General features: G+C 46.6%; 23 protein-coding genes and 1 riboswitch. Of the genes, 7 read left to right on the top strand and 16 right to left on the bottom strand.

Going from position 1 to position 25,399, the window contains the following annotated elements; translation table 11 throughout:
• Positions 1-48: 48 nt before the first annotated feature.
• The 8 genes from JQC93_RS09055 to JQC93_RS09020 all read right to left on the bottom strand — a co-directional run bounded on the left by JQC93_RS09055 (position 49) and on the right by JQC93_RS09020 (position 8,086).
• Positions 49-1,047, bottom strand: a complete 999-nt coding sequence (locus JQC93_RS09055; protein WP_205158136.1) for a lytic murein transglycosylase — start codon at positions 1,045-1,047, stop codon at positions 49-51.
• Between the two features lie 15 nt (positions 1,048-1,062).
• Positions 1,063-1,341, bottom strand: a complete 279-nt coding sequence (locus JQC93_RS09050) for a YcgL domain-containing protein (RefSeq protein ID WP_084886173.1) — start codon at positions 1,339-1,341, stop codon at positions 1,063-1,065.
• A gap of 180 nt (positions 1,342-1,521) precedes the next feature.
• Positions 1,522-2,646: a ribonuclease D gene (gene rnd / locus JQC93_RS09045; protein WP_205158135.1), complete on the bottom strand. Its 1,125-nt coding sequence runs from the start codon at positions 2,644-2,646 to the stop codon at positions 1,522-1,524.
• 98 nt (positions 2,647-2,744) lie between these two features.
• Positions 2,745-4,433: a long-chain-fatty-acid--CoA ligase FadD gene (gene fadD, locus JQC93_RS09040; RefSeq protein WP_205158134.1), complete on the bottom strand. Its 1,689-nt coding sequence runs from the start codon at positions 4,431-4,433 to the stop codon at positions 2,745-2,747.
• Between the two features lie 102 nt (positions 4,434-4,535).
• A complete protein-coding gene (locus tag JQC93_RS09035) occupies positions 4,536-5,084 on the bottom strand; it encodes a Slp family lipoprotein (RefSeq protein ID WP_205158133.1) in 549 nt (182 codons plus the stop codon).
• A gap of 45 nt (positions 5,085-5,129) precedes the next feature.
• A complete protein-coding gene (locus tag JQC93_RS09030; RefSeq protein WP_205158132.1) occupies positions 5,130-5,417 on the bottom strand; it encodes a chromosome partitioning protein ParA in 288 nt (95 codons plus the stop codon).
• Positions 5,418-5,452: 35 nt separating this feature from the next.
• A complete protein-coding gene (gene tsaB, locus JQC93_RS09025; RefSeq protein ID WP_205158131.1) occupies positions 5,453-6,154 on the bottom strand; it encodes a tRNA (adenosine(37)-N6)-threonylcarbamoyltransferase complex dimerization subunit type 1 TsaB in 702 nt (233 codons plus the stop codon).
• 9 nt (positions 6,155-6,163) lie between these two features.
• Positions 6,164-8,086: an ATP-dependent DNA helicase gene (locus tag JQC93_RS09020; RefSeq protein WP_205158130.1), complete on the bottom strand. Its 1,923-nt coding sequence runs from the start codon at positions 8,084-8,086 to the stop codon at positions 6,164-6,166.
• Positions 8,087-8,256: 170 nt separating this feature from the next.
• Between JQC93_RS09020 and purU the strand changes: the two genes are divergently transcribed.
• On the top strand, positions 8,257-9,090 hold the full coding sequence (purU, locus tag JQC93_RS09015; RefSeq protein WP_205158129.1) for a formyltetrahydrofolate deformylase: 834 nt from the start codon (positions 8,257-8,259) through the stop codon (positions 9,088-9,090).
• 65 nt (positions 9,091-9,155) lie between these two features.
• Here purU and JQC93_RS09010 read toward each other — a convergent pair whose 3' ends face one another.
• Positions 9,156-9,761 carry a VOC family protein gene (locus JQC93_RS09010; protein ID WP_205158128.1) on the bottom strand — a complete coding sequence of 202 codons (606 nt, stop codon included), beginning with the start codon at positions 9,759-9,761 and terminating at the stop codon, positions 9,156-9,158.
• 226 nt (positions 9,762-9,987) lie between these two features.
• Here JQC93_RS09010 and argS point away from each other — a divergent pair, with 226 nt between their 5' ends.
• The 3 genes from argS (at position 9,988) to JQC93_RS08995 (ending at position 13,617) form a co-directional block, all read left to right on the top strand.
• On the top strand, positions 9,988-11,721 hold the full coding sequence (argS, locus tag JQC93_RS09005) for an arginine--tRNA ligase (protein WP_205158127.1): 1,734 nt from the start codon (positions 9,988-9,990) through the stop codon (positions 11,719-11,721).
• Positions 11,722-11,841: 120 nt separating this feature from the next.
• Positions 11,842-12,002, top strand: a riboswitch (FMN riboswitch).
• A 157-nt stretch (positions 12,003-12,159) separates the two neighbouring features.
• Positions 12,160-13,092 (top strand): DMT family transporter, encoded by a 933-nt coding sequence (locus tag JQC93_RS09000; RefSeq protein ID WP_205158126.1) that lies wholly within the window; start codon positions 12,160-12,162, stop codon positions 13,090-13,092.
• Positions 13,093-13,188: 96 nt separating this feature from the next.
• Positions 13,189-13,617 (top strand): HIT domain-containing protein, encoded by a 429-nt coding sequence (locus JQC93_RS08995; protein WP_205158125.1) that lies wholly within the window; start codon positions 13,189-13,191, stop codon positions 13,615-13,617.
• 125 nt (positions 13,618-13,742) lie between these two features.
• On the opposite strand, the gene JQC93_RS08990 is transcribed toward JQC93_RS08995, so the two are convergent.
• The 4 genes from JQC93_RS08990 to znuA form a co-directional block, all read right to left on the bottom strand.
• The gene (locus tag JQC93_RS08990; protein ID WP_205158124.1) at positions 13,743-13,973 is read right to left on the bottom strand and encodes a FeoC-like transcriptional regulator; all 231 of its coding nucleotides are present in this window, start codon (positions 13,971-13,973) and stop codon (positions 13,743-13,745) included.
• Positions 13,970-16,249, bottom strand: a complete 2,280-nt coding sequence (gene feoB / locus JQC93_RS08985; RefSeq protein WP_205158123.1) for a Fe(2+) transporter permease subunit FeoB — start codon at positions 16,247-16,249, stop codon at positions 13,970-13,972. Before feoB ends, JQC93_RS08990 begins: the two co-directional genes overlap by 4 nt.
• A complete protein-coding gene (locus JQC93_RS08980) occupies positions 16,249-16,476 on the bottom strand; it encodes a FeoA family protein (RefSeq protein WP_205158122.1) in 228 nt (75 codons plus the stop codon). Before JQC93_RS08980 ends, feoB begins: the two co-directional genes overlap by 1 nt.
• A 319-nt stretch (positions 16,477-16,795) precedes the next feature.
• On the bottom strand, positions 16,796-17,668 hold the full coding sequence (znuA, locus tag JQC93_RS08975; RefSeq protein WP_205158121.1) for a zinc ABC transporter substrate-binding protein ZnuA: 873 nt from the start codon (positions 17,666-17,668) through the stop codon (positions 16,796-16,798).
• Positions 17,669-17,742: 74 nt separating this feature from the next.
• On the opposite strand from znuA, the gene znuC reads away from it, so the two are divergent.
• From znuC to JQC93_RS08960, 3 genes are all read left to right on the top strand, one after another.
• Complete coding sequence (gene znuC / locus JQC93_RS08970) at positions 17,743-18,525, top strand: zinc ABC transporter ATP-binding protein ZnuC (RefSeq protein ID WP_205158120.1); 783 nt, start codon at positions 17,743-17,745, stop codon at positions 18,523-18,525.
• Entirely contained in the window at positions 18,518-19,306 is a 789-nt protein-coding gene (gene znuB / locus JQC93_RS08965; RefSeq protein ID WP_205158119.1) for a zinc ABC transporter permease subunit ZnuB, read from the top strand. Before znuC ends, znuB begins: the two co-directional genes overlap by 8 nt.
• Before the next feature lie 277 nt (positions 19,307-19,583).
• Complete coding sequence (locus JQC93_RS08960; RefSeq protein ID WP_205158118.1) at positions 19,584-21,872, top strand: glycoside hydrolase family 9 protein; 2,289 nt, start codon at positions 19,584-19,586, stop codon at positions 21,870-21,872.
• A 77-nt stretch (positions 21,873-21,949) separates the two neighbouring features.
• On the opposite strand, the gene sucD is transcribed toward JQC93_RS08960, so the two are convergent.
• From sucD to odhB, 3 genes are all read right to left on the bottom strand, one after another.
• Entirely contained in the window at positions 21,950-22,822 is an 873-nt protein-coding gene (gene sucD / locus JQC93_RS08955) for a succinate--CoA ligase subunit alpha (protein WP_205158117.1), read from the bottom strand.
• The gene (sucC, locus tag JQC93_RS08950) at positions 22,822-23,988 is read right to left on the bottom strand and encodes an ADP-forming succinate--CoA ligase subunit beta (protein ID WP_205158116.1); all 1,167 of its coding nucleotides are present in this window, start codon (positions 23,986-23,988) and stop codon (positions 22,822-22,824) included. The genes sucD and sucC overlap by 1 nt, the downstream gene beginning before the upstream one ends.
• A 200-nt stretch (positions 23,989-24,188) precedes the next feature.
• Positions 24,189-25,397, bottom strand: a complete 1,209-nt coding sequence (odhB, locus tag JQC93_RS08945; protein WP_205158115.1) for a 2-oxoglutarate dehydrogenase complex dihydrolipoyllysine-residue succinyltransferase — start codon at positions 25,395-25,397, stop codon at positions 24,189-24,191.
• Positions 25,398-25,399 lie beyond the last annotated feature (2 nt).

Here is a 25,399-nt window from a genome sequence, read left to right as displayed (position 1 = left end):
AAAAAAGGACCGAATGATCGGTCCTTTTTAGATCTAATGATCAGTCAACTATTTGATCTTATCGGCTAAATGCGAGACTGCGAGCCCAAAGTAGTATGACCGGTTCCAATGCATCAGGGTTTGATAGTTTTGATACACCAAATAAGTACGACCATCGAGTGAGTCTGGAGCAATCAACCAAGCGTCGATATCGGTGTTAAGTTTAGGCAGTGCGCCGCCTCGCAGATTGGTTACACCAAGTTCAGACCACTGAGTCAGAGTTTTAGCCTTGTCTTTTTGACGGCCCAGTAACTCGGGATCAAGGCCAGCAGGTGCTTTCACTTGGCGCCCCCAGGTGTATTTGCCATCCCACCCTTCGTTACTTAAGTAATTTGCCGCTGAAGCAAAGACATCTTCTGGTGTTGACCATATATCTATCTTGCCATCGTTGTTTCCATCAACGGCGTAAGTGAGAAAAGAGGTCGGCATAAACTGCGGTTGGCCCATAGCGCCCGCCCAAGAGCCTTTCATCTTATCGAAACTAATATGACCTTGGTCGACGATATCGAGCGCAGCAAACAGTTGCTGCTTAAAGAACGCTTCTCGACGTCCTTCATAAGACATCGTGGTTAACGCATCAATAACGTTGTAACTGCCCTGCAAGCGACCAAAATTACTTTCTACGCCCCACAATGCGACAATAAAACGGGGTTGTACGTCGTATTGCTTGCCAATACGATTGAGCTCAACATAGTGCTCTTGAAACAGCTCGTTCGCTTGTTTGACCTTCCAATTGGGTACCGCTCTGGGTAAGTATTCTTCGAGTGTCAGTTTTTTTTCAGGTTGGTTTTTGTCCGCTTGGACCGCTCTTGGTCGAAACGTAACATCGCTAAAAGCTTGGTCAACAAACTCTTGCGAGTATCCCTTCGCTATCGCTTCCTTTTTTAGCTCACTGACATATTGGTTAAATTCTGGGTATTCAACACTATTATCACTTGCCCAGCTCGCGCTAGAACACAGCAACGCGCTCAGTAGCCAACTGAGTCGCTTTATCGTTTTGACTGACATTGCAAATCCTTGTGATCAGGACTTTCCCTCGGCCTTACGTGCTTTGTGCTCCTTCAGCAAATCCACCGTAGGAGGTGGTAATTGCAGGAAGTATCCATCGGTTTGGAGTGACTGTGTCACTTTCTCAATATCCACTTGCGCTAGACGACGTCCCTCTAGCTTTATCACCATCACAAAGTAAGGCTTTCCAAACATTTGCATCAATGCTTCTGGCACCTGGTCAAATTTATCTTTGTGTGGAATATACAGATAGGCGCCTTCTTTTTTGGCGCTTTTATAGATAGAACAAATCACGGGAAACCTTTACAGAAAAAGTCACTTTTTATTAACTTTAACTCGATAATGAGTAAGTTACGGCAAAATAACAAGACTATTTGTCCGATTTTACCGCAGCTTCACAAGTTAATTTTAAAAGTGCTTAAAAGTGAACCAGTTACATATGTCATCAATATGTAACAAACAGTAGAGCTAGCGCTAAGCGTTGCTCATCATTTTATCGAGCGTGTCGCCAATTAGTGACTTTCGCCAATATTGCATAACGTCAGGTGTTTTATTGACATCTTTATTGTGCTTCCAGTGCCAATTTATCAACTGATTGATCTGCTTTTTAGATGCAATCATTTCTGGAGGAAGCTGGCTTTTGTTTGCCGCATCTTTTACGGCATCTTTTAGCTGCTTAAACAATGCTTTGTAACCGGGCTTATCCATTAATCGCTCAACCCTCTCAGGGTGTTGAGCTTCTGGGATCTGCAGAGATTCCGAAACAAGCTGACCAATCACCTTGGCATAACGTTGCAAACTGCGCTGATCGATATCCTGCTTTTCCATTGCCGCAAAACTGGTTAACTGATGCATAGCGACAGTGAGTAAATCCGCCTCTTTAAACACAAAATTGAGCGCTAAATTACGCTTTAATCCTGTCTGCTTACGCCACTTAGCCAATAGTTTCAACGTCATAAGTTGGCTTGGGTTTAACTGCCAAGCTCCTTTAATATCGAGGTAAGCAACATCGTCACTTCGCGTCGCAGAGCGCTTTTTGGCCAGCAGCAGCGCCTCTTGCTTTGCAGCTTCCGTCCAAGGTGTCGCGGATAATGCATCAACTAATTTATGATACAGAGGCAGTAGATAATGCACATCTGCCGCCGCATAATTGAGCTGCTTTTGCGATAACGGGCGGGCTGTCCAATCGGCTCTAGATTCTGATTTGTCTAATTCGACGCCTAAATACTTAGATACCGCAGCGGCAAACCCCATGGAGATCCCTTCTCCTAGAAAAGCGGCCATGTGTTGCGTGTCTATCATTGGGGTCGGCATCACCCCATAATCATTTTGAAAGACTTCGATGTCTTCACTGCATGCGTGCAGCACTTTCAATACGTTCGGAGCGGCCAACAATGTCGCTAGTGACGAACTGTCGTGAATTGCAACGGTGTCGACCAGTGCCAATTGCTTTCCATCAAATATCTGGACTAAACCCAGTTGCGCATAATAGGTACGTGTTCTCACAAACTCGGTGTCGATTGCGACAACGCTCGCGCTAAGCGCAGACTCTATGTATTGGTCGAGTTGCGATTGGGTGTCGATATAAATGTAGTTCACTTAAGCCTCTAAAAAAGCGTTGTAGGGTGATGAAAAGTCGTAAAAAAAAGGTGCGACATTAAATCGCACCTTACCATTATTTGAGCTTGAGGAACACTTTAGGCTTCTTGCTTAAGCTTTTTAAGCTCTGCTTCTCTGATCTCGCGGCGTAAGATTTTACCTACATTCGTTTTCGGTAATTCTTCGAAAAACTCGATCAGCTTAGGCACTTTATATCCGGTCAAATGCTCACGGCAATGGTCGATTAGATCTTCTTTCGTGAGCGACGGATCGCGTTTCACAACGCAAATCTTCACCAGTTCACCGCTAGCGTCATTTGGCACTCCGATGGCCGCGACTTCTAGCACTTTGCCGTGCAGTGCGACGACATCTTCAATCTCGTTAGGATAAACGTTAAAACCAGACACCAGAATCATGTCTTTCTTACGGTCAACGATATGCAAAAAGCCTTCGTCATCAAACTTCACAATATCGCCGGTCGACAACCAACCTTGCTCATTAATAACTTCTTTGCTTGCTTCTTGGCGATTCCAATAGCCTTGCATAACCTGAGGGCCGCGTACCTGTAGTTCGCCGATTTCAGTATTGGCAATTGGGTTGCCTTCGTCGTCAATAATCCGGACATCCGTGGAGGCCACAGGAACACCAATTGAGCCGTTGTATTCGCCTAAGTCATAAGGACACGCTGCAACCAATGGTGAACATTCTGTCAGGCCGTAGCCTTCAATTAGCTGAACCCCGGTTGCCTTTTTCCAACGCTCTGCTACTGAACGTTGCACCGCCATACCACCACCAACAGTTAGGTTTAGGTTGCTAAAATTGAGCTCGTGAAAATCTTCATTATTAAGCAAGCCATTAAACAGTGTGTTTACACCCGTGATTGCAGTAAATGGGTACTTAGACAGCTCTTTAACAAATCCTGGTATGTCACGCGGATTGGTGATCATCAGGTTACGAGCGCCCATTTCGATGAACAGCAAGCAGTTTACCGTTAACGCAAAGACGTGATACAGCGGCAGCGCCGTTACCACTAACTCTTTACCCGGACGCAATACAGGTGCGTAATGGGCTTTGGCCTGCATCACATTTGCCACCATATTTCTATGGGTAAGCACCGCCCCTTTGGCCACACCTGTGGTGCCGCCTGTGTATTGTAAAAAGGCGATGTCTTCGCCAGACATGAACGGCTTCACATATTGCAGTCGACGACCTTTTTGTAGTGCTTTCTTAAACGAAATAGCTCCAGGAAGATCGTATTTAGGCACCATGCCTTTAACGTACTTCACCACAAAGTCGACTACGGTACCTTTAGCTGTGGGTAGCAACTGACCCAAGCTGGTTAGCACCACATTTTTAACTGGAGTATCCTCTACGATTTGCTCTAGAGTACTGGCGAAGTTAGATACAATGACAATGGTCTCCGCACCCGAATCACTCAATTGATGTTGGAGCTCACGTGGGGTGTACAGTGGGTTAACATTTACCGCGATAAGACCGGCTCTCAACACACCAAATAGAGCAATAGGATACTGAAGCAAGTTGGGCATCATAATCGCCACGCGATCGCCCTTTTTGAGTTTGAGCTCATTTTGCAAATAAGCAGCAAAAGCACGACTGCGCTCTTCCAGCTTACGGTAAGTCATTAGGGCACCCATATTCATGAATGCTGGCTGATCGGCGTAGTTTCTTACCGAATTTTCGAACATTTCGACCAATGACGGGTAGGCATCTGGATCGATTGTTTCAGGAACGTCCTCTGGATAGCGAGACAGCCAAGGTTTGTCCACGTTACTTTCCTTATTGTGATTATTTGTGGTCATTACATCATACCGAGAAAAAATTGAAAACTAAGGTTTAAACAGTTGTTTGAAAATTGTTAACCAACACAACTATTTTACATCTTGAATGATTCGTCCATTGCGTGGTCCGCTGGAATAAGGGCGGCAATAGCGATAAAGGCAATCAAAACTGCTTGGGTAATCATCGACCACTACACGTTCTGTGAGCGTCCAAAGATAGAAGTTTTGTACATCCAATACGGGTACATCTAATTGGTAGTCTCCGACTTGGGCTTCTTCCGTACCTCGGTAGATTGCATTTACAGTGAGCAATCGACCCGGAGAATACGTAACCGGCTCTAGAAAGGTTGGAATGTACAAAACAATTCGCCCCTCTGGTTCGGCTTTAATATTGGGCTTTGCGTCCCCTTTCAATGGCAAATTAGCCAATTCTATGCGCGTCGATTCTGCCAAGTTATCTATTTTGGCGATAACCCCTGCAACCCGATACCACTCACCAACTGCAGCTTGTTGCCCGACCAAGTGTTGGTAGTTATTTAATTCAATGTTTTCATCTATGGTCAATTGTTCAGGGACGGAACTGCAACCAGACAATAGAACAACCAGCCCAAGTAAGGCTGCACTAAGAGTTCGAGACATACATCACCTCGGTAGGGTTAATTTAATGGTTCGATAAGTGTCGCGTTAGATATAGAGATCGACGCCAACAAGCTGTTCCAACTCTTCACGTCTGGCTTGATTAGCCACGTTTAAATACTCCTGCATCGCTTGACGTGAGCTGCCTTCCGGCAAATCGTACTGAACTCGAGTTTGGTTTATCCGCTCTTCAGAGGTCATACGAATCGGTTTGGACGCCAAAGGCATCACCGAATGAGTTGAGTTGGTATCGGTTTTGTTGGTTGATTGCGCTTTTGAACGATCGGATTTAGGTAATGGGGTAACCTGCGATGGCAAACCGTTAATTCGATTCATCTATCTCTCCTATCTCCAATCCAACCCAATAGCATCTACTGCTTTTTGGGCTGCTTTTTCCACGCAACATTGTCACGTAAGTAGGTGGGTTCAGACAGCTCTGCCGCTGTCACCTCACCTTTAGAATAAGCGTGTTTTGCGAGTATCACAATATCTTCTGCTTCTGGGTAAAGAACATCACCAGCGACAGTAGACAGCGGCAGCAGTGATAGAGGCTCTTGGTATGCCGCCCAACCCGTACCCGCTTGCGTCCAGGACGATGAGTCAGAAGACAGCTGTTCGGCAAGTGTCGCTGGAGGGATCACGCACTCTTGGTCTATGGGTGCCCAATGGCCATCGCTTTGACGAACAAAGCGTCCCCAATACACTTCACTCATGCGCGCATCAATGGCGCAGACGACATGGGTTGCACCGTGCACTCGAAAACTGGCTTGTGCCATAGCTTCTAAGGTAGAAATACCTATCATTGGTAGTTCAGCACCAAATGCCAGTCCTTGCGCCATTCCAATACCAATTCTGACGCCAGTAAAACTTCCTGGACCACGACCAAATGCTAATGCATCTAAGTCACTTAAACGTAATTTTGCCTCAGCCAATACAGCCTCAACCATCGGTAAAACATTATCTGCGTGGCCCCGTGGAGCAAACTCGCTGCGGCTATAAAGTGCGTCGCCATCCAAAAGAGCTACAGAGCAGTTTTCGGTGGAGGTGTCGATGGCCAAAATCTTTACGGTCATGGTACTGAATTAATCTCGTGGTTCTTGTAAAAAGTCTATCACTCTTTCTAAACTGCGATGCCGAGTAAATGGTGGCAAACTGTCTAAAAAAATGGGTGCATAATCTTTGGTCACTAACCGGTTATCACAAATAACCAGTGCGCCGTGATCGGTTTTATCCCGTATCAAACGTCCGACTCCCTGCTTCAACGCAATGACCGCATCGGGTAATTGAACATCGACAAAGGGTTCTCCGCCTTTTACGCGGCAATCTTCAATGCGCGCCTTTAACAACGGGTCATCGGGAGACGTAAACGGTAATTTGTCAATGATAACACAGCTTAAGCTGTCACCTCTAACATCAATCCCTTCCCAGAATGCGCCAGTGGCAACCAGCAGGGCATTACCAAGCTCAGTAAACTGATTGAGTGTCGCCTGTTTGTTGGTTTCACCTTGCATCAATACCGGGAGATCGAGCGATTCTCGAAACCCTTTGGTTAACTCTCGCATCATTGCGTGGGAGGTGCATAAGAAAAAGCAGCGCCCTTGGTTCGCTTCGATAACTGGCGTTAGGGTTTTAACCAAATGCTTGGCGTATCTAGGGTCGGAGACCTCTGGCAGATATCGAGGCACGCAAAACGACACTTGATTAGGGTAATCAAACGGGCTAGGTAGGCTAAACTGCTTTATCGGCTTGAGTCCAAGCCTCTGACTAAAATGCGAAAAGTCATCCGCCACGGCAAGCGTCGCTGAGGTAAATACCCATGCGGCCTGTCGCTCTCGCATCTGCTCGCTGAACTTATCGGCCACCGTTAACGGTGTTATATGCAGCGCAAAATGCCGTGGCGAGCATTCGTACCAATAAGAATATCCAGTAATAGACACATCGCACACCCGCTTGAGACGAGATTGCAACGTCATGAGCCGCTCCCAAGCGGCATCTAACAACTCGCTACGACCAAGCGCCAATTTAAGCACTTGCTGCGCAAAATCAAACGCTTCATTCATTTGTTCTATTTGTCGTTGGACTTCAGGTCGCGAAATCGCCTCACGCCAATTGCCTTTGTCACCAATATCTCCCAGTAAAATGCGCATATCTTGCGCCATTTGAGTGATCCTTTGCGCTACTTTTTGCAGCTGTCTCATGTCTTTGGCTTGTGACCGATAGCCAATTTCTATGTCCTTTCCCAGATCGGCTATTTGTCGGCTGGATAAAGACTGACCAAAATACTGGCTTGCGATGTCTGGCAGTTGATGTGCTTCATCAAAAATAAACACATCGGCCTCTGGGATAAGCTCGCCAAAACCCGTCTCTTTTATCGCCAAATCCGCCATAAAAAGATGATGATTAACAATGACTAAGTCAGATTCTAGAGCTTTTTTACGGGCTTTAAGAACATAACAATCTTGATAGCTAGGGCAATCTTTGCCCATACAATTGTCGTTGGTCGAGGTGATAAGTGGGATCGCTGGGCTGTCTTCAGGTAAAGATTCACATTCACCCAAATCTCCGCTGCTGCTAGAGGATGCCCAACTTCTTACTTTAACCAGTTGCGCAAAGTGTTGGTTGTCGCCACCGGGTGAATGGCTCTCGACCATTTGTTGGCTAAGTCGTTCTAAGCACAAATAGTTGGATCGTCCCTTTAGCAAGGTAACTTGCCCAAAGTAATTTAACGCACCAATGATTAATGGGAGATCGCGGTGGTAAAGCTGCTCTTGAAGGTTTTTGGAACCGGTGCTTAATATGATTTTTTTACCGCTCAGCAGCGCAGGAACCAAGTAGGCGAACGTTTTACCTGTGCCTGTTCCAGCCTCAACAACCAATTGCGCATCGCTAGCGATCGCGTTTTCCACCGCTTCTGCCATATCAATTTGTGGCTGCCTCGCTTGAAACCCTGTTATCGCTTTACTTAATGCACCATTTGCTGCAAATGCTTTGGTCACCGCGGCCATATTTTCTCCCTTCCAATCTACCGCGACAGATTACCACGCTGAACAATTTTGACCATGTGTTTAGCGCAGCGGGCAAGACAATCGTAACTCTCCCTAAGATAGCAGTTGAATCCTTGAGCTATTTCGAATATTACTAGGGGCAGTATGATAATGAAAAGCACACACAACTTATGGAAAAGAAAACCTTACTCACCCACTGCAGCGATGCGCCTGGGTTAATCTCGAAAATCACCAATATCTGTTACAAACACCAGCTTAATATTATTCACAACAATGAGTTTGTTGATAATGCTAGCGGTCACTTCTTTATGCGTACGGAGCTAGAGGGGTATTTTAACGATCAAACCTTTTTGGCCGACCTCGATCAAGCACTGCCAGAAGGCACGAAGCGCAGACTGGTCAGTTCTGAGCGCAAACGCATTGTGATCCTAGTGACCAAAGAATCTCACTGTTTAGGCGATATTTTAATGAAGACCTACGATGGTAGCCTAAATGTTGAGATCGCTGCGGTAGTCGGAAACTACGATACTTTGCAGAGCCTCACCGAGAAGTTTGATATCCCTTATCACCATGTCTCTCATGTTGATCTTTCTCGTGAAGAGCACGAACAAAAAGTCATGGAAGCCATCGCTCCTTACGCACCCGATCTACTGGTGTTGGCCAAATACATGCGCGTTCTGACCCCTAATTTCGTTGAGCAATACCACCATAAAATTGTCAACATTCACCACAGCTTTTTACCCGCATTCATTGGCGCTAAACCTTATCAGCAAGCCTATGATCGTGGTGTGAAAATAATTGGTGCCACGGCGCACTATGTGACCAACGACTTAGATGAGGGTCCGATCATTAAGCAAGACGTTATTCCTGTTGATCACAATTTTAGTGCGAAAGATATGGCACAGGCGGGTCGTGACGTTGAGAAAAACGTATTGAGCAAAGCGCTGAATAAAGTGCTAAACGATCACGTATTTGTGTACGGCAATAAGACCGTCATTTTGTAATCAAAACCTGTAAACCACAGCCCGTCGCGCCTTTTTCGGTTTGACGGGCTTTGTTTTATAAGGAGTTACTCACTTTGCTCCGAATGGACAATGGACTTAAGCGAATGTGGGTGCAGTTTAATGCAGACGCCTTTATGCTTAAACGCCACCGTCGGGTTTGCTAAACGCTCGCCTTCCCCTTTGGGGCTGGATAACTTCATCGATATGCCTAACGCGTCTAGTCGATCGCATTGCTTGGCAAAGTCAGGAAATCTGTGCGTTAGCTCGTCAAAAAACTCTTCGGCGCTTTGAGCCTCACTGGGAACAACAAACTCCACATGTTCCCAACCTTGCGCCGGATAGAGCTTCCCTTTGGCTGGATAAGGCAGTTCTAAACACTCTATCGAGCCATACGACGTTGGCAGTGGTTGGTCGAATTCGATCACGATAATCGGACGGCCGTTGATGCGTGCACTGGAAATCTGACGGCCCTTGTCTAGCCACAATCTGTGAGCTTGCTCGGCAACGTCCTTGTCATTAATGCGCATCGCTATGTGGTCGGCTTGCAAACCCTTTAAATCCAGTTTCAGATTAGAGGCCAACACCTCGATGTTGCGCATAAATGAGGGTAGCTGCTCCATCATTTGTTGAGGCAATAATTGTTGCTGCTGTAAAAGCGACTGTGACACCATGTGCGTTACCATTCCTTACGTGTGCGATCGTCGCCATGCTAACAATTTAAGCCTGCTTTTCCCATTTTTTCACATCACGGCTTTTTAATCACAAATTAGACTGTAATTTCCTTAAATCCTCTCTATAAGCCATGCAAGAAAATTGGTATCATTACCGCTATTTTTGTGAACTTAAACAGCATATCCTGATGAGGTTGCTGTGATCCTTAGATTGAAGGAAACGCGAGTGAATATCCAAGCACTGATTAACGACAAAGTCTCTCAAGCACTAGAAGCCGCTGGCGCCCCAGCGGGCAGTCCTGCTGCTGTGCGACAATCTGCAAAGCCACAGTTTGGTGATTACCAAGCAAATGGCGTCATGGGCGTGGCCAAAAAACTGGGCACTAACCCACGAGAGTTTGCACAAAAAGTATTGGATAACCTTGATTTAGACGGTATTGCGAACAAACTCGAGATCGCAGGTCCTGGGTTTATTAATATCTTCCTTAGCCCTGAGTTTTTAGCGCATCAAGCTGACCTTGCCCTTGCCGATAGCCGTTTAGGTGTTGCCGCAGAAGCCCCAAAAACCATTGTTGCCGATTATTCAGCCCCTAACGTGGCGAAAGAGATGCACGTTGGCCACCTGCGCTCAACCATTATTGGTGACGCGGTTGTTCGCACATTAGAGTTTCTAGGTCACAAGGTCGTTCGCGCTAACCACATCGGTGACTGGGGCACGCAATTTGGCATGCTGATTGCCAATCTTGAGCGTGTTCAGCAAGAGACCGGTGAAGTATCGATGAAGCTGTCGGATCTCGAAGGCTTTTACCGTGAGTCTAAAAAGCTGTATGACGAAGACGCAGCTTTTGCTGAAAAAGCCCGTGGCTATGTAGTTAAGTTGCAAGGTGGTGACGCCTACTGCAACGAAATGTGGAAAAAATTGGTTGATGTGACAATGGAAACCAACCAACACAACTACGATCGTTTAAACGTATCGCTTACCCGCGAAGATGTAATGGGTGAGAGTATGTATAACGACATGCTTCCTGGCGTAGTCGCAGACCTTAAAGCTCAAGGTCTTGCAAAAGAAGACGATGGCGCTCAAGTTGTATTCCTAGACGAATACAAGAATAAAGATGGCGAAGCTATGGGCGTGATCATCCAGAAGCGTGATGGCGGTTACCTATACACTACCACCGATATCGCATGTGCCAAATATCGCTACGAAACTCTTGGCGCTGATCGCGTATTGTACTTCATTGATTCACGTCAGCATCAGCACCTTATGCAAGCTTGGACCATTGTGCGTAAAGCGGGGTATATTCCAGAAGAAGTGAGCCTTGAGCACCATGCATTCGGCATGATGCTAGGCAAAGATGGTCGTCCATTTAAGACTCGTGCAGGTGGGACAGTGCGTCTTGCAGATCTTCTTGATGAAGCAGAAGAGCGTGCAGCAAAACTGATCGAGTCAAAAAACCCTGGTCTAGAGGCCTCAGAAAAGAACACCATCGCCAATACAGTTGCAATGGCCGCGGTGAAATACGCAGACTTGTCCAAGCACCGCACCACTGACTATGTGTTTGACTGGGATAACATGTTGGCCTTTGAAGGTAACACTGCGCCTTACATGCAGTACGCTTACACTCGTGTCGCGTCTATCTTTGCAAAAGCTGGCGTAAGCATGGACTCGCTTGAGGGCAATATCACGGTAAGCGATGACAAAGAGAAAGCGCTTATCGCCAAACTGCTTCAGTTTGAAGAAGCGGTACAAGCCGTAGCCCGTGAAGGCCAACCTCACCTAATGTGTAGTTACTTATTTGAGCTAGCTGGTCAGTTCTCAAGCTTCTACGAAGCATGTCCAATCTTGAAGTGTGAAGACGATGTGATCAAACAGAGCCGCCTTAAACTTGCTGCTCTAACAGCGAAAACCATAAAACAAGGTTTATCTCTGCTTGGTATCAACACTCTAGAGCGTATGTAACACGCAAACTTAGTATACAAAGGAGCTCATATGGGCTCCTTTTTTGATCCCACAAACTCATTTTTTCTCACTATTAAGAGCAGCAGACCTACCAGAAAAGTTTCAAATTTGTTAAGATAAAATCTACTTCAGGGCGGGGCGAAATTCCCCACCGGTGGTGATAGCGTTTCGCTTCAGCCCACGAGCGCTTTTTGGTCCTACACTCCTTGAGCCAAAAAGGTCTAGCAGATTTGGTTAAACTCCAAAGCCGACGGTTACAGTCCGGATGAAAGAAGTAACAAATGCCAATTGGCGCAATGCATCTTTAGCTTGCTAAAGGTGCATTCGTGCTTGTCCCCATGGTGTGATTTCTCATTTTTGCTTCGGTAAAAATGAGTGTTGGTGTTTGTCATTCTTATGCTCTGTTTACGTTATCTTACTTTTGTTTTGGAGATTATCGTGGCAGGAATATTATTAGTCATGTTTGCAGCAGCGCTTTGGGCGGCTGACACCCTTTTTCGTTACCCTCTATTAGAGAACAACTCTACCCTTCAGATCGTGTTTTTTGAGCACCTTGTGCTAGTTGCTTGTATCGCCGTATTGGCGATGTCTAAGCCCAACTGGCGTTTTAGGTACATCAAAGGCACTGCATTTGCGTTTTTACTAATCGGTCTATTTGGCTCAGTGATTGGTACCTTGGCCTTCACTAAAGCGTTTAGCTTAATGAACCCAACCATCGTCATATTGCTTCAAAAGCTCCAACCCATTGTCGCTATTTCGTTGTCGGTGATATTGCTTAAAGAGAAAATCAGCAAGCACTTTATTGCTTGCGCTGTACTCAGTTTAAGTGGCAGTCTGTTAATGATTGCACCAGACATCGTGGCCCTCTCGCACAGTGACAGCATGTGGTACTACAACCCTGCCATAACCGCAATTTTGCTCGGCTATGGTTGTGCCCTATTAGCAGTGTGCGCTTGGGGAGCATCAACGGTGTATGGACGAAAACTGACGTTATCTGGTTACAATAGTGTGCAGATCATGACGGGTCGATTTGGACTTGCGTTTATCACCCTCACTTTTTTGATGCTGATTAGTGGTGAATCCTTCCAATTACACGCCGGCGATGAGTTAAATCTGCTGTATATGGTCTTGCTGTCTGGGTTGATTGGTATGTTTCTATATTACAAAGGACTAGAGCGTATTCCTGCGCGATTCGGCACCCTTGCTGAGCTGTTTTTCCCTGTCGCAGCGGTGGGATTAAACTGGTGGTTGCTCGACATATCCCTAACTGGGTACCAGTTATCTGGCGCTGGATTATTGATTGGGGGGACTTTGCTATTGTCTCGTGATCCGGTGCAGCACACTAAGCAGCCGGTATTAGCCACTGCGTAACTGAAGATCACTCTTAATGTGGAAAGCGCATACTTATGGTGCGCTTTCAATCACAACAAGGTACTCTTTTCGTTATTTCATGCACGAGGATGAACGATGAGTTTCGCACTCCACCCCAAATTACAGCAAGATACGACGCTCTTAGGTGAATTTCCACTCTGTTTGGCTTTGCTCATAAAAGATGATGCTGTCCCGTGGATCGTATTGGTCCCTAAGCTCGAACATATTAAAGAGCTGCATCACCTGACGGTTCGCCAACAGCAGCAGTTGCTCACAGAAGTGCAAACCGTATCGCAAACGTTAGAAGCAATTTTCCAACCCGATAAACTCAATATTGGCGCGCTGGGTAATCTTGTTCCTCAATTTCACTTTCATGTGGTTGCTCGCTTTAATAGCGACACAGCTTGGCCTGGGCCAATTTGGGGAAACACGCAAGGACGTCAAAGAGATGACGAAAGTCAAAGTGACATGGTGGACAAACTAACGCATGCGCTGAGTCGCTCTAATCAGTTTCGAGCCATTTAGTACCAACAAAGTCATTACCTGATCAGTTAATGACTTCGATTGGTATAACTTTGCTAAAATGACAGCGAATAAAAAGGCAGACTCCAGAGGGAGTCTGCCTTTTTGATACTGCTTGCATCGCTTAATTAAACAATCGTCTGCATTGGGATCTGCTGGTCGTCAACTTTGCAGTACTCGACCTTAACAGTTTGGCCCAATTTATTTGTAGTGAGCTTTCGCACAACCTTACCGCGCTTAATCCATGGAGTAAGCATTACTTCAACGCCGTCCTCACTCAACGAATATCGTTTGGCTAAGGTTTTTTGCTCTACACAACCAGACTCTTCGATACAGGCTTTAAGCTGATCAAGGATCATCCGACTTGTACCTCCAAAACTTCCTGCTTACCCGCTTGTCGCTTAAGAAGTCCATAAACAACGGCGCAAATGATACCGATGGCTACAATCCAGGCCATGCTCACCATAGGCTGCTGTGGAAGCAGCGCGACTTGGTTGTACAGTACTGCGCCAAAGTAAGCCAAGGCAAATGTCCACACTGCAATGAATCGAGCATAAGCTGGGCCAAATTCGCGAGAGTAAGCTCCCATAGCAGCGACACACGGTGTATACAATAATATAAAAATTAGATATGAAATTGCCGCAGCGTTGGTCGCAAATAGTGCTTTAAGATTACCAAAGGTTGACGCATCAACACCCTGCTCTTCTGCCGCAGTATCTAAATCACCGACGTCACCAACGCTCACACCAAGTGGGTCACTAAAGCTGATACCGGTCAAGTTTTCAGGGATGCTCATTACCGCTTCTTGAAGGCTCGCACCAAGATCAAACTCCGCTTCTTCTTCACCTGCTTCTGGCGAGTACAAGCTGTTTAATGTGCCCACAACCGCTTCTTTGGCAAAAATACCTGTGATAATGCCCACAGTTGCTGCCCAGTTCTCTTGTTGGATTCCCATAGGTTCAAACACGGGAGTCACAGTTTGCGCCACTTTCGACAATACCGAGTTTTCACTGTCTTGGTTGCCAAAGCTGCCATCGGTACCGATGGAGTTTAGGAAACTGAGAATGGTCACTACAACAACAATGGTTTTACCTGCACCAAGTACAAATCGCTTCAACTTTTGCCACGTCTTAATCACAATGTTTTTAACGGTTGGAAGTTCGTAATCAGGCATTTCCATAATTAGGCTATCGCTGCTGCCAGGATAGATGGTGTGTTTAAGCACAAGCCCTGTGAACACGGCTGCCACAATACCAAGAAGATACAAGGCAAATACCAGATTTTGACCACTTTCAGGGAAGAATGCTGCTGCAAACAGTGCGTAAACCGGAAGACGAGCACCACATGACATGAACGGCGCCATGGACGCTGCGAGCTTACGCTCTCGTTCCTGGTCCAGTGTACGGGTTGCCATGATAGATGGAACATTACAACCAAAGCCAAGTACTAAGGGGACAAACGCTTTACCTGGTAGTCCGATTTTTTGCATAACTTTATCAAGTACAAACGCTGCACGAGACATATAACCACTGCTTTCAAGCATCGACAAAAAGAGGTATAGCGCTGCAATCACTGGAACAAAGGTCGCCACTGTTTGCACACCTGCACCCACACCATCGGCCAGCAAAGAGACCAACCACTGTGGCAACACACCGTCCAACACATGGTGCGTACCATCAACCAATATCGCGCCAACACCGATGTCAAAGAAGTCGATAAATGCACTACCGATGTTAATAGAGAACATGAACATCAGATACATCACCGCAAAAAAGAACGGGACACCGACGTACTTGTTCAGGATCACTGAATCTATACGCTCGCTCATCGAACGAGATAAGTGGCCTTGCTCGCGAGCGACCTTCTTGCATACCTGATTAATATGGGTGAACTTTACGTTAGCCACCAACAAGTCGATATCAAGATTAAGCTCAACTTGTTCTTTCTCTACCACTGCCTTCACTGAGTCATCAACACCAGATAGCACCATTTGGTCAGCTTCCAATGCACGAATCGCTAACGATCTTGACGTGGCTTGGCGCCCTTCAAATAGCGGCGATAAGCGAGTAATCGCATTTTCAAACGCTACTGGATATTCTAAATGTAGTGGCTGCACTTCTGTATGTTTGGCACTGACAACGTGTTGTGCAAGCTGCTGCTTAAATTCGATTACTTGATCCGACTTGTGCGCAGACAGCGCGAACACTGGGACGCCTAATTGCTCGGCCAAGTTTTTGATGTCTAATACATGACCTTGTGCTTCCAGAACATCGATTTTATTAAGCACCACTACCATTGGTCGACCCAACTCACGCAGCTGAAGCGTCATATATAGGCTGCGCTCTAAGCTTGTCGCATCAACAATATTGACAATTAAATCGGTCTCTAGGGTTAATACGGCTTTTGCGGCAATGGCTTCGTCGAGGCTGTTTACATCATTACCGCTATCTAAAGAGTAGATGCCGGGCAAGTCTGTAACATCAAACTGAGTGTCCGACGTCGAAAAGTGTCCTGTCTTTTTTTCAACAGTAACACCAGCCCAGTTACCAACGCGCTGCTTAGAGCCCGTTAAGGCATTGAAAAGTGTTGTTTTACCGCTGTTTGGGTTGCCAACAGATAAGATTGAGTAAGCCATTATGCAACCTCGACTAAGATTTTTTGAGCGGTCGTTTTACGAATCGCAAGGGAAACGGTGCTTGCTTGAATTTGAAGCGGGTCGCCAAGTGGCGCGACGCGTTGCAGTGTTACCTTTGAATTAGGGAGTACACCTAGTACTAGAAGTTTCTTGCGATCCACTGAGTCGATATTGTCTAGAGAGACGATGGTAGCTTGCTGTCCTACCTTAAGATCCGCCAATTTCATAACATGCCTTTGTAAATGAAAACAATTTGCATTTATAGTAACCAAATGTAAAAGAGGCATATTGACTTAGATCAATTTGGATAAATCCTAACCATTAAAAGGTTAAATAATTTTCACCACACAAATACTTCAGACTTTAACGTTCAACCCATACCGGTTTTTTGTCGCGAACAGTCATCAGTTAATCACCGACACTACACATAGAGAGGCTTAACTTTCAGGATGGGCAAAAAAAAAACGCCTAACCTATAACAGGCTAAGCGTTTTTTAATCGACGTTTTAACGGCTAAATGGGAACACTGGGGCTTGTTGCGCCAGATTAATCAGATAAACACTCGGCAAAACTGGCACTGATTTGCTCAAGAAATACAAAGTAGGCGCCAGGTCCTGTCTCTACGGTTGTTGCCAATGGATCAAGGGTGCCTATTTCTACATCACTGCCTCTGGTGACACTTTCTATCACCGCTGGAGTAAACTGTGGCTCTTGGAAAACACAGGCAACAGGCTGCTCTTTTAAAGCCGTTCGTATTGTAATTAGAGTTCGCGCTCCAGGCTTTCTCTCTGGAGAGACGGTAAAGTGCCCCAGTTGATTGAGCCCAAAGTGGGATTCAAAATAGCCATAAGCATCATGAAACACGTAATAGCCTTCGCCTTTAACCGAACTGAGTTCTTCCGCAATGGCTTGCTCAGTCTTTGTCAGTTGTATTTCAAACTCTTGTAGATTTTGAACATACTGAGCAGCATTATCTTCGTCAATTTCGGACAAACGCTGCGTTAGTGCCTCAGCAAATTGGCGCGTAGGGTTGATGCCCAACCAAAAGTGAGCGTCGGTCGAGCCATGATCATGTCCGTCGTGGGCTTGCGCATCTTCGTATTCACGAAGTTCAATCCCGTCTATTTTACTGACTTCAAAACTGTTACTTTTGCCTTTCATGATTGAAGCAATGTAAGGCTCAAGATCATGACCAAACCACACCACCAAATCTGCAGAGTCCAATGTTCGCACATCGGATGGCTTAAGTGCGTAATCGTGCGGTGACGCATTAGCGCCTAACAAGGCTTGACTGTCTGCAACGCCATGCGTAATTTCAGCCACAATCAACTGAATCGGTTTTATACTGGATACCACTTGCACAGCCGCCACATTCATGGACAATAGTGCGGCTACGACAAAGACTATTTTTTTCAACATTTTGCTGGTCGCCCTTAATTAGATTGCGGTGATGGTACTCCATGTTGGCCTAAGTTCGCAAATGAGACTTATTCATGCCCCCATTGATAGAGTTACAGGACATTTCGGTACAGTTTGACTCTCTTACTGTACTCGACTCAATCTCTCTAACCATTACCCAAGGCCAGATTACAACACTGGTTGGCCCAAATGGTGCGGGTAAGTCAACCTTAGTGAAAGTCATATTGGGATTAATTAAACCTAACTCTGGACGTGTCATTAAGACCGAAAAATTACGGGTTGGGTATGTTCCGCAAAAACTGAGACTAAATGAAAGTTTGCCTCTAAACGTAAACAAGTTTTTAAAGTTAGCGGGTAAATACAGCGAACAAGAACGATTAGAAGCATTGCGGTTAGTGGGCGCTGAACATTTGTCTAAGGCCAATCTTCATCGCTTGTCCGGCGGAGAAACTCAGCGCGTACTGTTAGCTCGAGCCCTGTTACGTCGCCCACAATTGTTGGTGCTAGACGAGCCTGCACAAGGTGTTGACGTACAAGGACAAATAGACTTGTACAACTTAATTGATCAAATCCGCCATCGCTTTGACTGCGCGATTTTGATGGTATCGCACGATCTACACTTGGTAATGGCCAAAACCGATCACGTGGTTTGTTTACAACGTCACGTTTGTTGCTCTGGTACCCCTGAGGCTGTGACGTCACACCCATCCTACATCGAAATGTTTGGCCACGGGCACCATAATGCGTTGGCCTTTTACGAACATAACCATCACCACCATCACGACCTGTCTGGTAACGCCGTAGAAGGCGACGGGCAGCAATGCGATCATCACCATCACGGACACACTCATGATTGAATTTTTACTGCCCTCTCTGCTTGCCGGATTAGGCATTGCGATTATCGCAGGTCCATTAGGCTCTTTCGTGGTGTGGCGAAAAATGGCGTATTTTGGTGATACGCTCGCCCACGCTTCTCTACTTGGCATCGCACTTGGGTTTCTACTGCACATAAACCTATATTTGGCGCTTATTGTCACCTGCATCGCGATTGCGCTGTTTTTGGTTACATTGCAAGAAAAAAGCCGCGTCTCCACCGATACCTTACTAGGAATATTGGCTCACAGCGCCCTATCTCTTGGCTTAATCGCCATTAGTTTTTTAGACCACGTGCGCGTTGATTTAATGTCTTATTTATTTGGCGACTTGTTGGCCGTTAACTTCACTGACGTCGCCTTCATTTATGTTGGTGTGTTAGTGGTGTTGCTTACTCTATATCGATATTGGCATCCGCTATTGTCGAGTACGGTCAATGAAGAACTTGCCGCCATAGAAGGGGTAAACATTAAAGCAATGCGCCTGCTGATTATGGTACTTACCGGTGTGGTTATTGCTGTTGGGATGAAGTTTGTGGGCGCGTTAATTATCTCTTCATTGTTGATCATACCTGCAGCAGCAGCGCATAAGTTCTCTCGCTCGCCCGAGCAAATGGCCACCATCGCCACGCTTACCGGCATGCTTAGCGTTTTAGGGGGGTTGGCAATGTCTTGGAGCTACGATACTCCAGCAGGGCCATCGGTCGTGTGTAGCGCGTTGGTGCTGTTTATTATGGCGCAACTGTTTGCGAGACAACGAGCTTAACGCGCAATAATTCATACGCTGCAGGAAGCAAACATCTCTACTTGTGGCGTTTGCCATAATACGACTCACTGCCTGCGATTGATCCTATTAGCTCGCGTTCGCAAGCATCATTAATCGCAATGAAACTGTTTCATTTTCAACCTAATCCGCTCGACTCTATTCACGCTTATACACATTGATGCTCTGCCAAATCACATTGTTAAACCGGCCTTTTGTCCTAAACCGAGAGCTTCATCTAGCTTGAAGTTATTGATTCAATAACTTACGGATGGTGTACATGCGCGTTTCTTGTTTGGCTCGGCTAGCATTATTGTCTCCAATGCTTATTAGCACTCATTTTGTCTCAGCGGATGAAATGATCCGCAACGGCAATTTCGACCAACAACTAGACGGTTGGTGGAGTGCAGGAGGTACCGTCACCGTTACCGACCAATGGGCCTGTATGGAAATCCTGAACCCCGGTCCAAACCCATGGAGTGTGATACTTGGTCATGGCGGTATAGGGTTAGAGCAAGGTCAATCGTACGTCGTTTCATTTGACGCCTACGCCGATGTCGAAACCCAAGTGAAAACACTCATTCAACATGAAGGGCCCCCTTACACCCATTACCTCATTGAAGATACGTCTATCGGGGCGCAGAAGCAGTCTTATCAGTACACATTTACTCACCAACTCGACAGCGATGCAGGCGGCGAGTTCCAATTTCAAATGGGGGCACAGCAATCAGGAAACATCTGCTTTACCAACGTCTCTATTGATGGAAAGCCCTATTTTGAAGTATCGAAAACGTCGTCCATTCGCACCAATCAGCTTGGCTTTTTACCTAAAGCAGACAAGTATGTTTTTGTGCAATCTGAGTCAACCGATCCACTGCGTTGGACCTTAGAAAATGCACAAGGCATCAATATCGATATGGGAAGGACTCTTCCTACAGGGCTCAATAAGTCCTCTGGCGAAAACCTTCATCGCATCGACTTAACACCATACCAAACAGAGCTTGATAACCTAGTTATCAAAGTAAACGACGACACAAGTTTTCCATTCTCAATTTCTCCTAACCTTTACACTTCACTTAAAAAAGACGCTCTGTCCTACTTTTATCAAAATCGTAGTGGAATCGCGATCGAGGCTCCCTTTGTACAGCGCAGCGAACTCGCAAGACCTGCAGGCCACCCGAAAGATACCGCAACCTGCTTTGACAAGATTGACACTTGGGGTACCAAGTGGCCAGGGTGTGATTACACCGTTGATGCGACAGGAGGATGGTACGATGCTGGGGATCACGGCAAATACACTGTCAACAGCGGCATATCAACCTGGACATTGCTTAACCTATACGAGCGTGGGCTGTATATAGAAGGAGCACAGTCTCACTTTGATACTGCAAAAGACCTAAACCCTGAAGCGCAGCAAGGCGGCAACGCATTACTGGCAGAAGCAAAATGGAACATTGAGTTTATGCTTGCGATGCAAATTCCAGAAGGGGTTAAAGTCTCTGTGCCTCTTGGAAAACAGCAAGAGGGCGCGCCTCTACAGCTTACCCAAATTGATGCTTCGCATCTCGCGTTTCATAAAATAGCGGATGAAACCTGGACAGGCATGCCCTTGCCTCCTCATCTAGATACTGAAAAGCGCTACGTAGGACAACCTAGCACCGCAGCAACATTAAACTTATCTGCTGTTGCCGCTCAGTGCGCACGAATTTGGCGAAACATTGACCCAGGGTTCTCGTCACGCTGTTTAAATGCCGCCCAGAGCGCATGGGAGGCGGCCAACAGGCATTCTAACGTCTTTGCCTACGACAACTTTACAGGCTCAGGCCCATACAACGACAGTGCCTTAGAGGACGAGTTCTATTGGGCGGCGGCCGAGCTTTATCTCACTACCGCAGATGATGGCTATTTAGCCTTCATTAAACAGTCTCCTGAGTATTTAGCGTCACCCACAGGCAATGAAGAGGCTGATGGCGACATCTTTTGGCAATACACGGCGCCGCTAGGCACGATTAGCCTGGCGGTTGTCGACAGTGATTTTTCGGCTAAACAGCACGCTCGTGAAGCTATTGTAAAAACCTCTATCCAATATCGTGCTCAGCAAATGAATGAAGGCTACAACATCCCTTATTCAGTTGCAGAGTACCCATGGGGGTCCAATTCGAACCTTGCCAACCGAGGGATCTTTTTGATCTATGCACACGACTTTACCAACAACATCGAGTTCTTAAAAACTGCAGCCAATGCCATGGACTATTTACTCGGCAGTAACCCCATGAATATCTCTTATATAACCGGGTACGGAACGCGCGCCGCCAGTGAACCTCACCACCGATTTTGGGCAAACGCAGTCGATGAGAACTCACCTGCACCGGCACCAGGTGCGCTTATAGGTGGGCCAAACTCAGTCAGCTTTAGTGACCCTGTTGCTGCACCTATGAAAGGCCACTGTATAGGACAGACTTGTTATAAAGACAAAATCAATGCTTGGACACTTAACGAGATCACCATTAATTGGAATGCACCTTTGGTGTGGCTAAGTGCGGCATTAGATGAAGGGAAACTCAACTAAACGTTATTAACGTTTCACTAGAAACAAAAAAACGGGGCTGATTTCTCAGCCCCGTTTCTATTTTCACTGTTGGGGTATTACCAACCAGTTACTTCACGAAGAGCACTACCGATGTCGGCAAGGCTTTTCACCGTCTTAACACCCGCGGCTTCAAGTGCTTGGAATTTGTCTTCCGCAGTACCTTTACCACCAGAGATGATCGCACCTGCGTGACCCATACGCTTGCCTGGAGGCGCAGTAACGCCGGCAATGTATGAAACCACTGGTTTAGTGACGTTCTCTTTAATAAACGCTGCGGCTTCTTCTTCAGCCGTACCACCGATTTCACCGATCATGACGATCGCTTCAGTTTCAGGGTCTTCTTGGAACAACTTAAGAATGTCGATGAAGTTAGAGCCAGGAATTGGGTCACCACCAATACCAACACACGACGACTGACCAAAGCCTTCGTCTGTGGTTTGCTTAACTGCTTCGTAAGTCAAAGTACCTGAACGAGATACAATGCCCACGCGACCTTTCTTGTGAATGTGGCCTGGCATGATACCGATCTTACACTCGTCTGGCGTGATCACACCCGGACAGTTAGGACCAATCATCACAACGCCAGTCTCTTCAAGCTTCACTTTCACATCGATCATGTCGATGGTTGGGATGCCTTCCGTGATGGTCACGATGAGTTTAATGCCCGCGTCAATTGCTTCTAGAATTGCGTCTTTACAAAATGCTGCTGGTACATAGATAACAGTTGCTGTCGCGCCCGTCGTCTCAACCGCTTCACGTACGGTGTTGAATACTGGCAGACCTAGGTGTGTTTGACCGCCTTTACCTGGAGAAACACCGCCGACCATTTGCGTGCCGTATGCGATAGCTTGCTCAGAGTGGAACGTACCTTGACCACCGGTAAAGCCCTGACAAATTACTTTGGTGTCTTTATTAATGAGTACAGACATTATTTGGCCTCCGCAGCAGCAACTACTTTTTGAGCCGCATCAGTCAAAGACTCTGCAGCAATGATATCAACGTCAGAATTAGCAAGAACTTGGCGACCAAGATCTGCGTTGGTGCCTTCTAGACGTACCACAACTGGCACGTTCACACCGACTTCTTTTACTGCGCCAATGATGCCTTCGGCAATCATGTCACAACGTACGATACCGCCAAAAATGTTCACCAAAACGGCTTTCACATTGTCGTCGGACAAGATGATCTTAAACGCTTCTGCAACGCGCTCTTTGGTTGCGCCGCCACCAACGTCTAAGAAGTTCGCTGGCTTGCCACCGTGCAAGTTAACGATGTCCATGGTACCCATTGCTAGGCCCGCACCGTTCACCATACAACCTACTGTGCCATCAAGAGCTACGTAGTTAAGTTCCCATTGTGCTGCATGTGCTTCACGCTCATCTTCTTGCGATGGATCGTGCATTTCACGCAGCTTAGGCTGACGGTACATGGCGTTCGAATCGATGTTGATCTTGCCATCAAGACACAGTAGATCGCCTTCAGCAGTGATAACCAATGGGTTAATTTCTAGCAATGCGAGGTCGTATTGCTCAAACATGTTCGCCAGACCCATAAAGATTTTCACAAACTGTTTAATCTGGTCGCCCGCAAGGCCAAGTTTGAACGCTAGCTCACGTCCCTGGTAAGCCTGTGGGCCAACCAATGGATCAATCGCAGCTTTGTGGATAAGCTCAGGCGTTTCCTCAGCGACTTTTTCAATCTCAACACCACCTTCTGTTGATGCCATGAACACGACTTTGCGCGTTGCACGGTCAACAACTGCACCCAGGTACAGCTCATTGGCGATGTTCGATGCTTCTTCAACCAAGATTTTAGTGACCGGTTGACCTGCCGCATCTGTTTGGTAAGTCACTAGGTTTTTACCTAGCCACTTTTGTGCAAACTCTTTAGCACCTTCTTTAGTGTCGTGTAGCTCCACACCGCCCGCTTTACCGCGGCCACCAGCGTGAACCTGACATTTCACTACTTTCTTAGCCGTACTAATACGACCCGCTGCTTCAAACGCTTCTTGCGCTGTGTCACATGCGTAGCCTTCTGGCACTGGCAATCCGAATTCTGCAAACAGCTGTTTGGCTTGGTATTCATGCAAATTCATGTGTTCATTCCGTAGTTATTATTGTCCATGGGCACCGTTGCATTATGGGCCCTTACGTAGGAGTACTCTTGAGCTAAGCGGTACCGCTTATTCCGCAGGCCAAAAGGCAACATAATTTCGCTGCCTGTAACCTTAAGAATTAAGTTGAGTGAGGGTGAGCACCCCTACCCAACTTAAATTTAAACCTTTAGTTTGAGACTCTAAACATCGAGAAGCAGACGAGCTGGATCTTCTAGAAGTTCTTTAATGGTGACCAAGAAGCCCACTGACTCTCGACCATCGATCAATCGGTGGTCATAAGACAGAGCTAGGTACATCATTGGTAGAATCTCAACTTTTCCATCCACTGCCATTGGGCGATCTTGGATTTTGTGCATACCCAAAATAGCCGCTTGCGGTGGGTTAATGATTGGCGTCGACATCAGCGATCCGAACACACCACCGTTAGTGATAGTGAAGTTACCGCCCATCAACTCGTCGACCGTCAATTTGCCATCACGACCTTTGATCGCAAGCTCTTTGATGCCTTTTTCGATGTCAGCAAAGCCCAAGGTATCGCAGTCTTTTAGAACTGGGGTAACCAGACCACGTGGCGTGGAAACCGCCATGCTGATGTCGAAGTAGTTGTGATAAACGATGTCGGTACCATCAATAGAAGCGTTCACTTCTGGATAACGTTTCAATGCTTCAGTCACTGCTTTCACGTAGAAAGACATAAAGCCAAGGCGTGTACCATGACGCTCTTCAAATTGATCTTTGTATTGCTTACGCAGATCCATGATTGGCTTCATGTTCACTTCGTTGAACGTGGTCAACATAGCCGTGCTGTTCTTCGCTTCAAGCAGTCGGTTAGCGACGGTTTTACGAAGACGAGTCATCGGCACGCGTTTTTGACTGCGAGCTGCAGCAGGCGCTTCGGCTTTTGCATCAGCCTGCGGGGCTGGCGCTGCTTTGGCATCTGCAATGTGTTTTTCAACATCTTCGCGAGTAATACGGCCGCCAACACCACTGCCTTTAACATCGGCAGCGTTTAAGTCGTTTTCAGCAAGCAAACGGCGAACCGCTGGGCTAAGCGCATCGTTCGACTCTTCAGTAAGAGACGCTTTATGGCGCTTATCTGGCGATGCTTCGGTTGCTTGAGTCGAATCGTTGGTAGGTTCACCAGCGACTGCGCCTGCTTTTAACTTAGCGATGAGTTGCTTAGAAAGTACCGTGGCACCTTCTTCTTCAATAATGGCTTCTAACACACCAGCTTCTGGCGCTGGTACTTCAAGTACCACTTTATCTGTTTCTATATCGACGATAACTTCGTCACGCTCTACAGCGTCGCCTGGCTGTTTGTGCCAGGTCGCTACGGTGGCGTCCGCAACAGATTCAGGTAAATCAGGAACCAGAATTTCAATTGTCATAA

It is taken from the genome of Vibrio ulleungensis (genome assembly GCF_016900875.1).
GTDB classification, from domain to species: Bacteria; Pseudomonadota; Gammaproteobacteria; order Enterobacterales; family Vibrionaceae; genus Vibrio; species Vibrio ulleungensis.
Note: the sequence above shows the minus strand (reverse complement) of the source record. Positions and strands in the feature narration are given on the sequence as shown.

What these genes read in the sequence shown, in the direction of transcription:
- JQC93_RS09055 (WP_205158136.1), bottom strand. Translation starts at nt 1,047, where the DNA reads ATGTCAGTCAAAACGATAAAGCGACTCAGTTGGCTACTGAGCGCGTTG.
- JQC93_RS09035 (WP_205158133.1), bottom strand. Translation starts at nt 5,084, where the DNA reads ATGTCTCGAACTCTTAGTGCAGCCTTACTTGGGCTGGTTGTTCTATTG.
- JQC93_RS09030 (WP_205158132.1), bottom strand. Translation starts at nt 5,417, where the DNA reads ATGAATCGAATTAACGGTTTGCCATCGCAGGTTACCCCATTACCTAAA.
- tsaB (WP_205158131.1), bottom strand. Translation starts at nt 6,154, where the DNA reads ATGACCGTAAAGATTTTGGCCATCGACACCTCCACCGAAAACTGCTCT.
- JQC93_RS09020 (WP_205158130.1), bottom strand. Translation starts at nt 8,086, where the DNA reads ATGGCCGCGGTGACCAAAGCATTTGCAGCAAATGGTGCATTAAGTAAA.
- purU (WP_205158129.1), top strand. Translation starts at nt 8,257, where the DNA reads ATGGAAAAGAAAACCTTACTCACCCACTGCAGCGATGCGCCTGGGTTA.
- JQC93_RS09010 (WP_205158128.1), bottom strand. Translation starts at nt 9,761, where the DNA reads ATGGTGTCACAGTCGCTTTTACAGCAGCAACAATTATTGCCTCAACAA.
- JQC93_RS08995 (WP_205158125.1), top strand. Translation starts at nt 13,189, where the DNA reads ATGAGTTTCGCACTCCACCCCAAATTACAGCAAGATACGACGCTCTTA.
- JQC93_RS08990 (WP_205158124.1), bottom strand. Translation starts at nt 13,973, where the DNA reads ATGATCCTTGATCAGCTTAAAGCCTGTATCGAAGAGTCTGGTTGTGTA.
- feoB (WP_205158123.1), bottom strand. Translation starts at nt 16,249, where the DNA reads ATGGCTTACTCAATCTTATCTGTTGGCAACCCAAACAGCGGTAAAACA.
- JQC93_RS08980 (WP_205158122.1), bottom strand. Translation starts at nt 16,476, where the DNA reads ATGAAATTGGCGGATCTTAAGGTAGGACAGCAAGCTACCATCGTCTCT.
- znuA (WP_205158121.1), bottom strand. Translation starts at nt 17,668, where the DNA reads ATGTTGAAAAAAATAGTCTTTGTCGTAGCCGCACTATTGTCCATGAAT.
- znuC (WP_205158120.1), top strand. Translation starts at nt 17,743, where the DNA reads ATGCCCCCATTGATAGAGTTACAGGACATTTCGGTACAGTTTGACTCT.
- znuB (WP_205158119.1), top strand. Translation starts at nt 18,518, where the DNA reads ATGATTGAATTTTTACTGCCCTCTCTGCTTGCCGGATTAGGCATTGCG.
- JQC93_RS08960 (WP_205158118.1), top strand. Translation starts at nt 19,584, where the DNA reads ATGCGCGTTTCTTGTTTGGCTCGGCTAGCATTATTGTCTCCAATGCTT.
- sucD (WP_205158117.1), bottom strand. Translation starts at nt 22,822, where the DNA reads ATGTCTGTACTCATTAATAAAGACACCAAAGTAATTTGTCAGGGCTTT.
- sucC (WP_205158116.1), bottom strand. Translation starts at nt 23,988, where the DNA reads ATGAATTTGCATGAATACCAAGCCAAACAGCTGTTTGCAGAATTCGGA.
- odhB (WP_205158115.1), bottom strand. Translation starts at nt 25,397, where the DNA reads ATGACAATTGAAATTCTGGTTCCTGATTTACCTGAATCTGTTGCGGAC.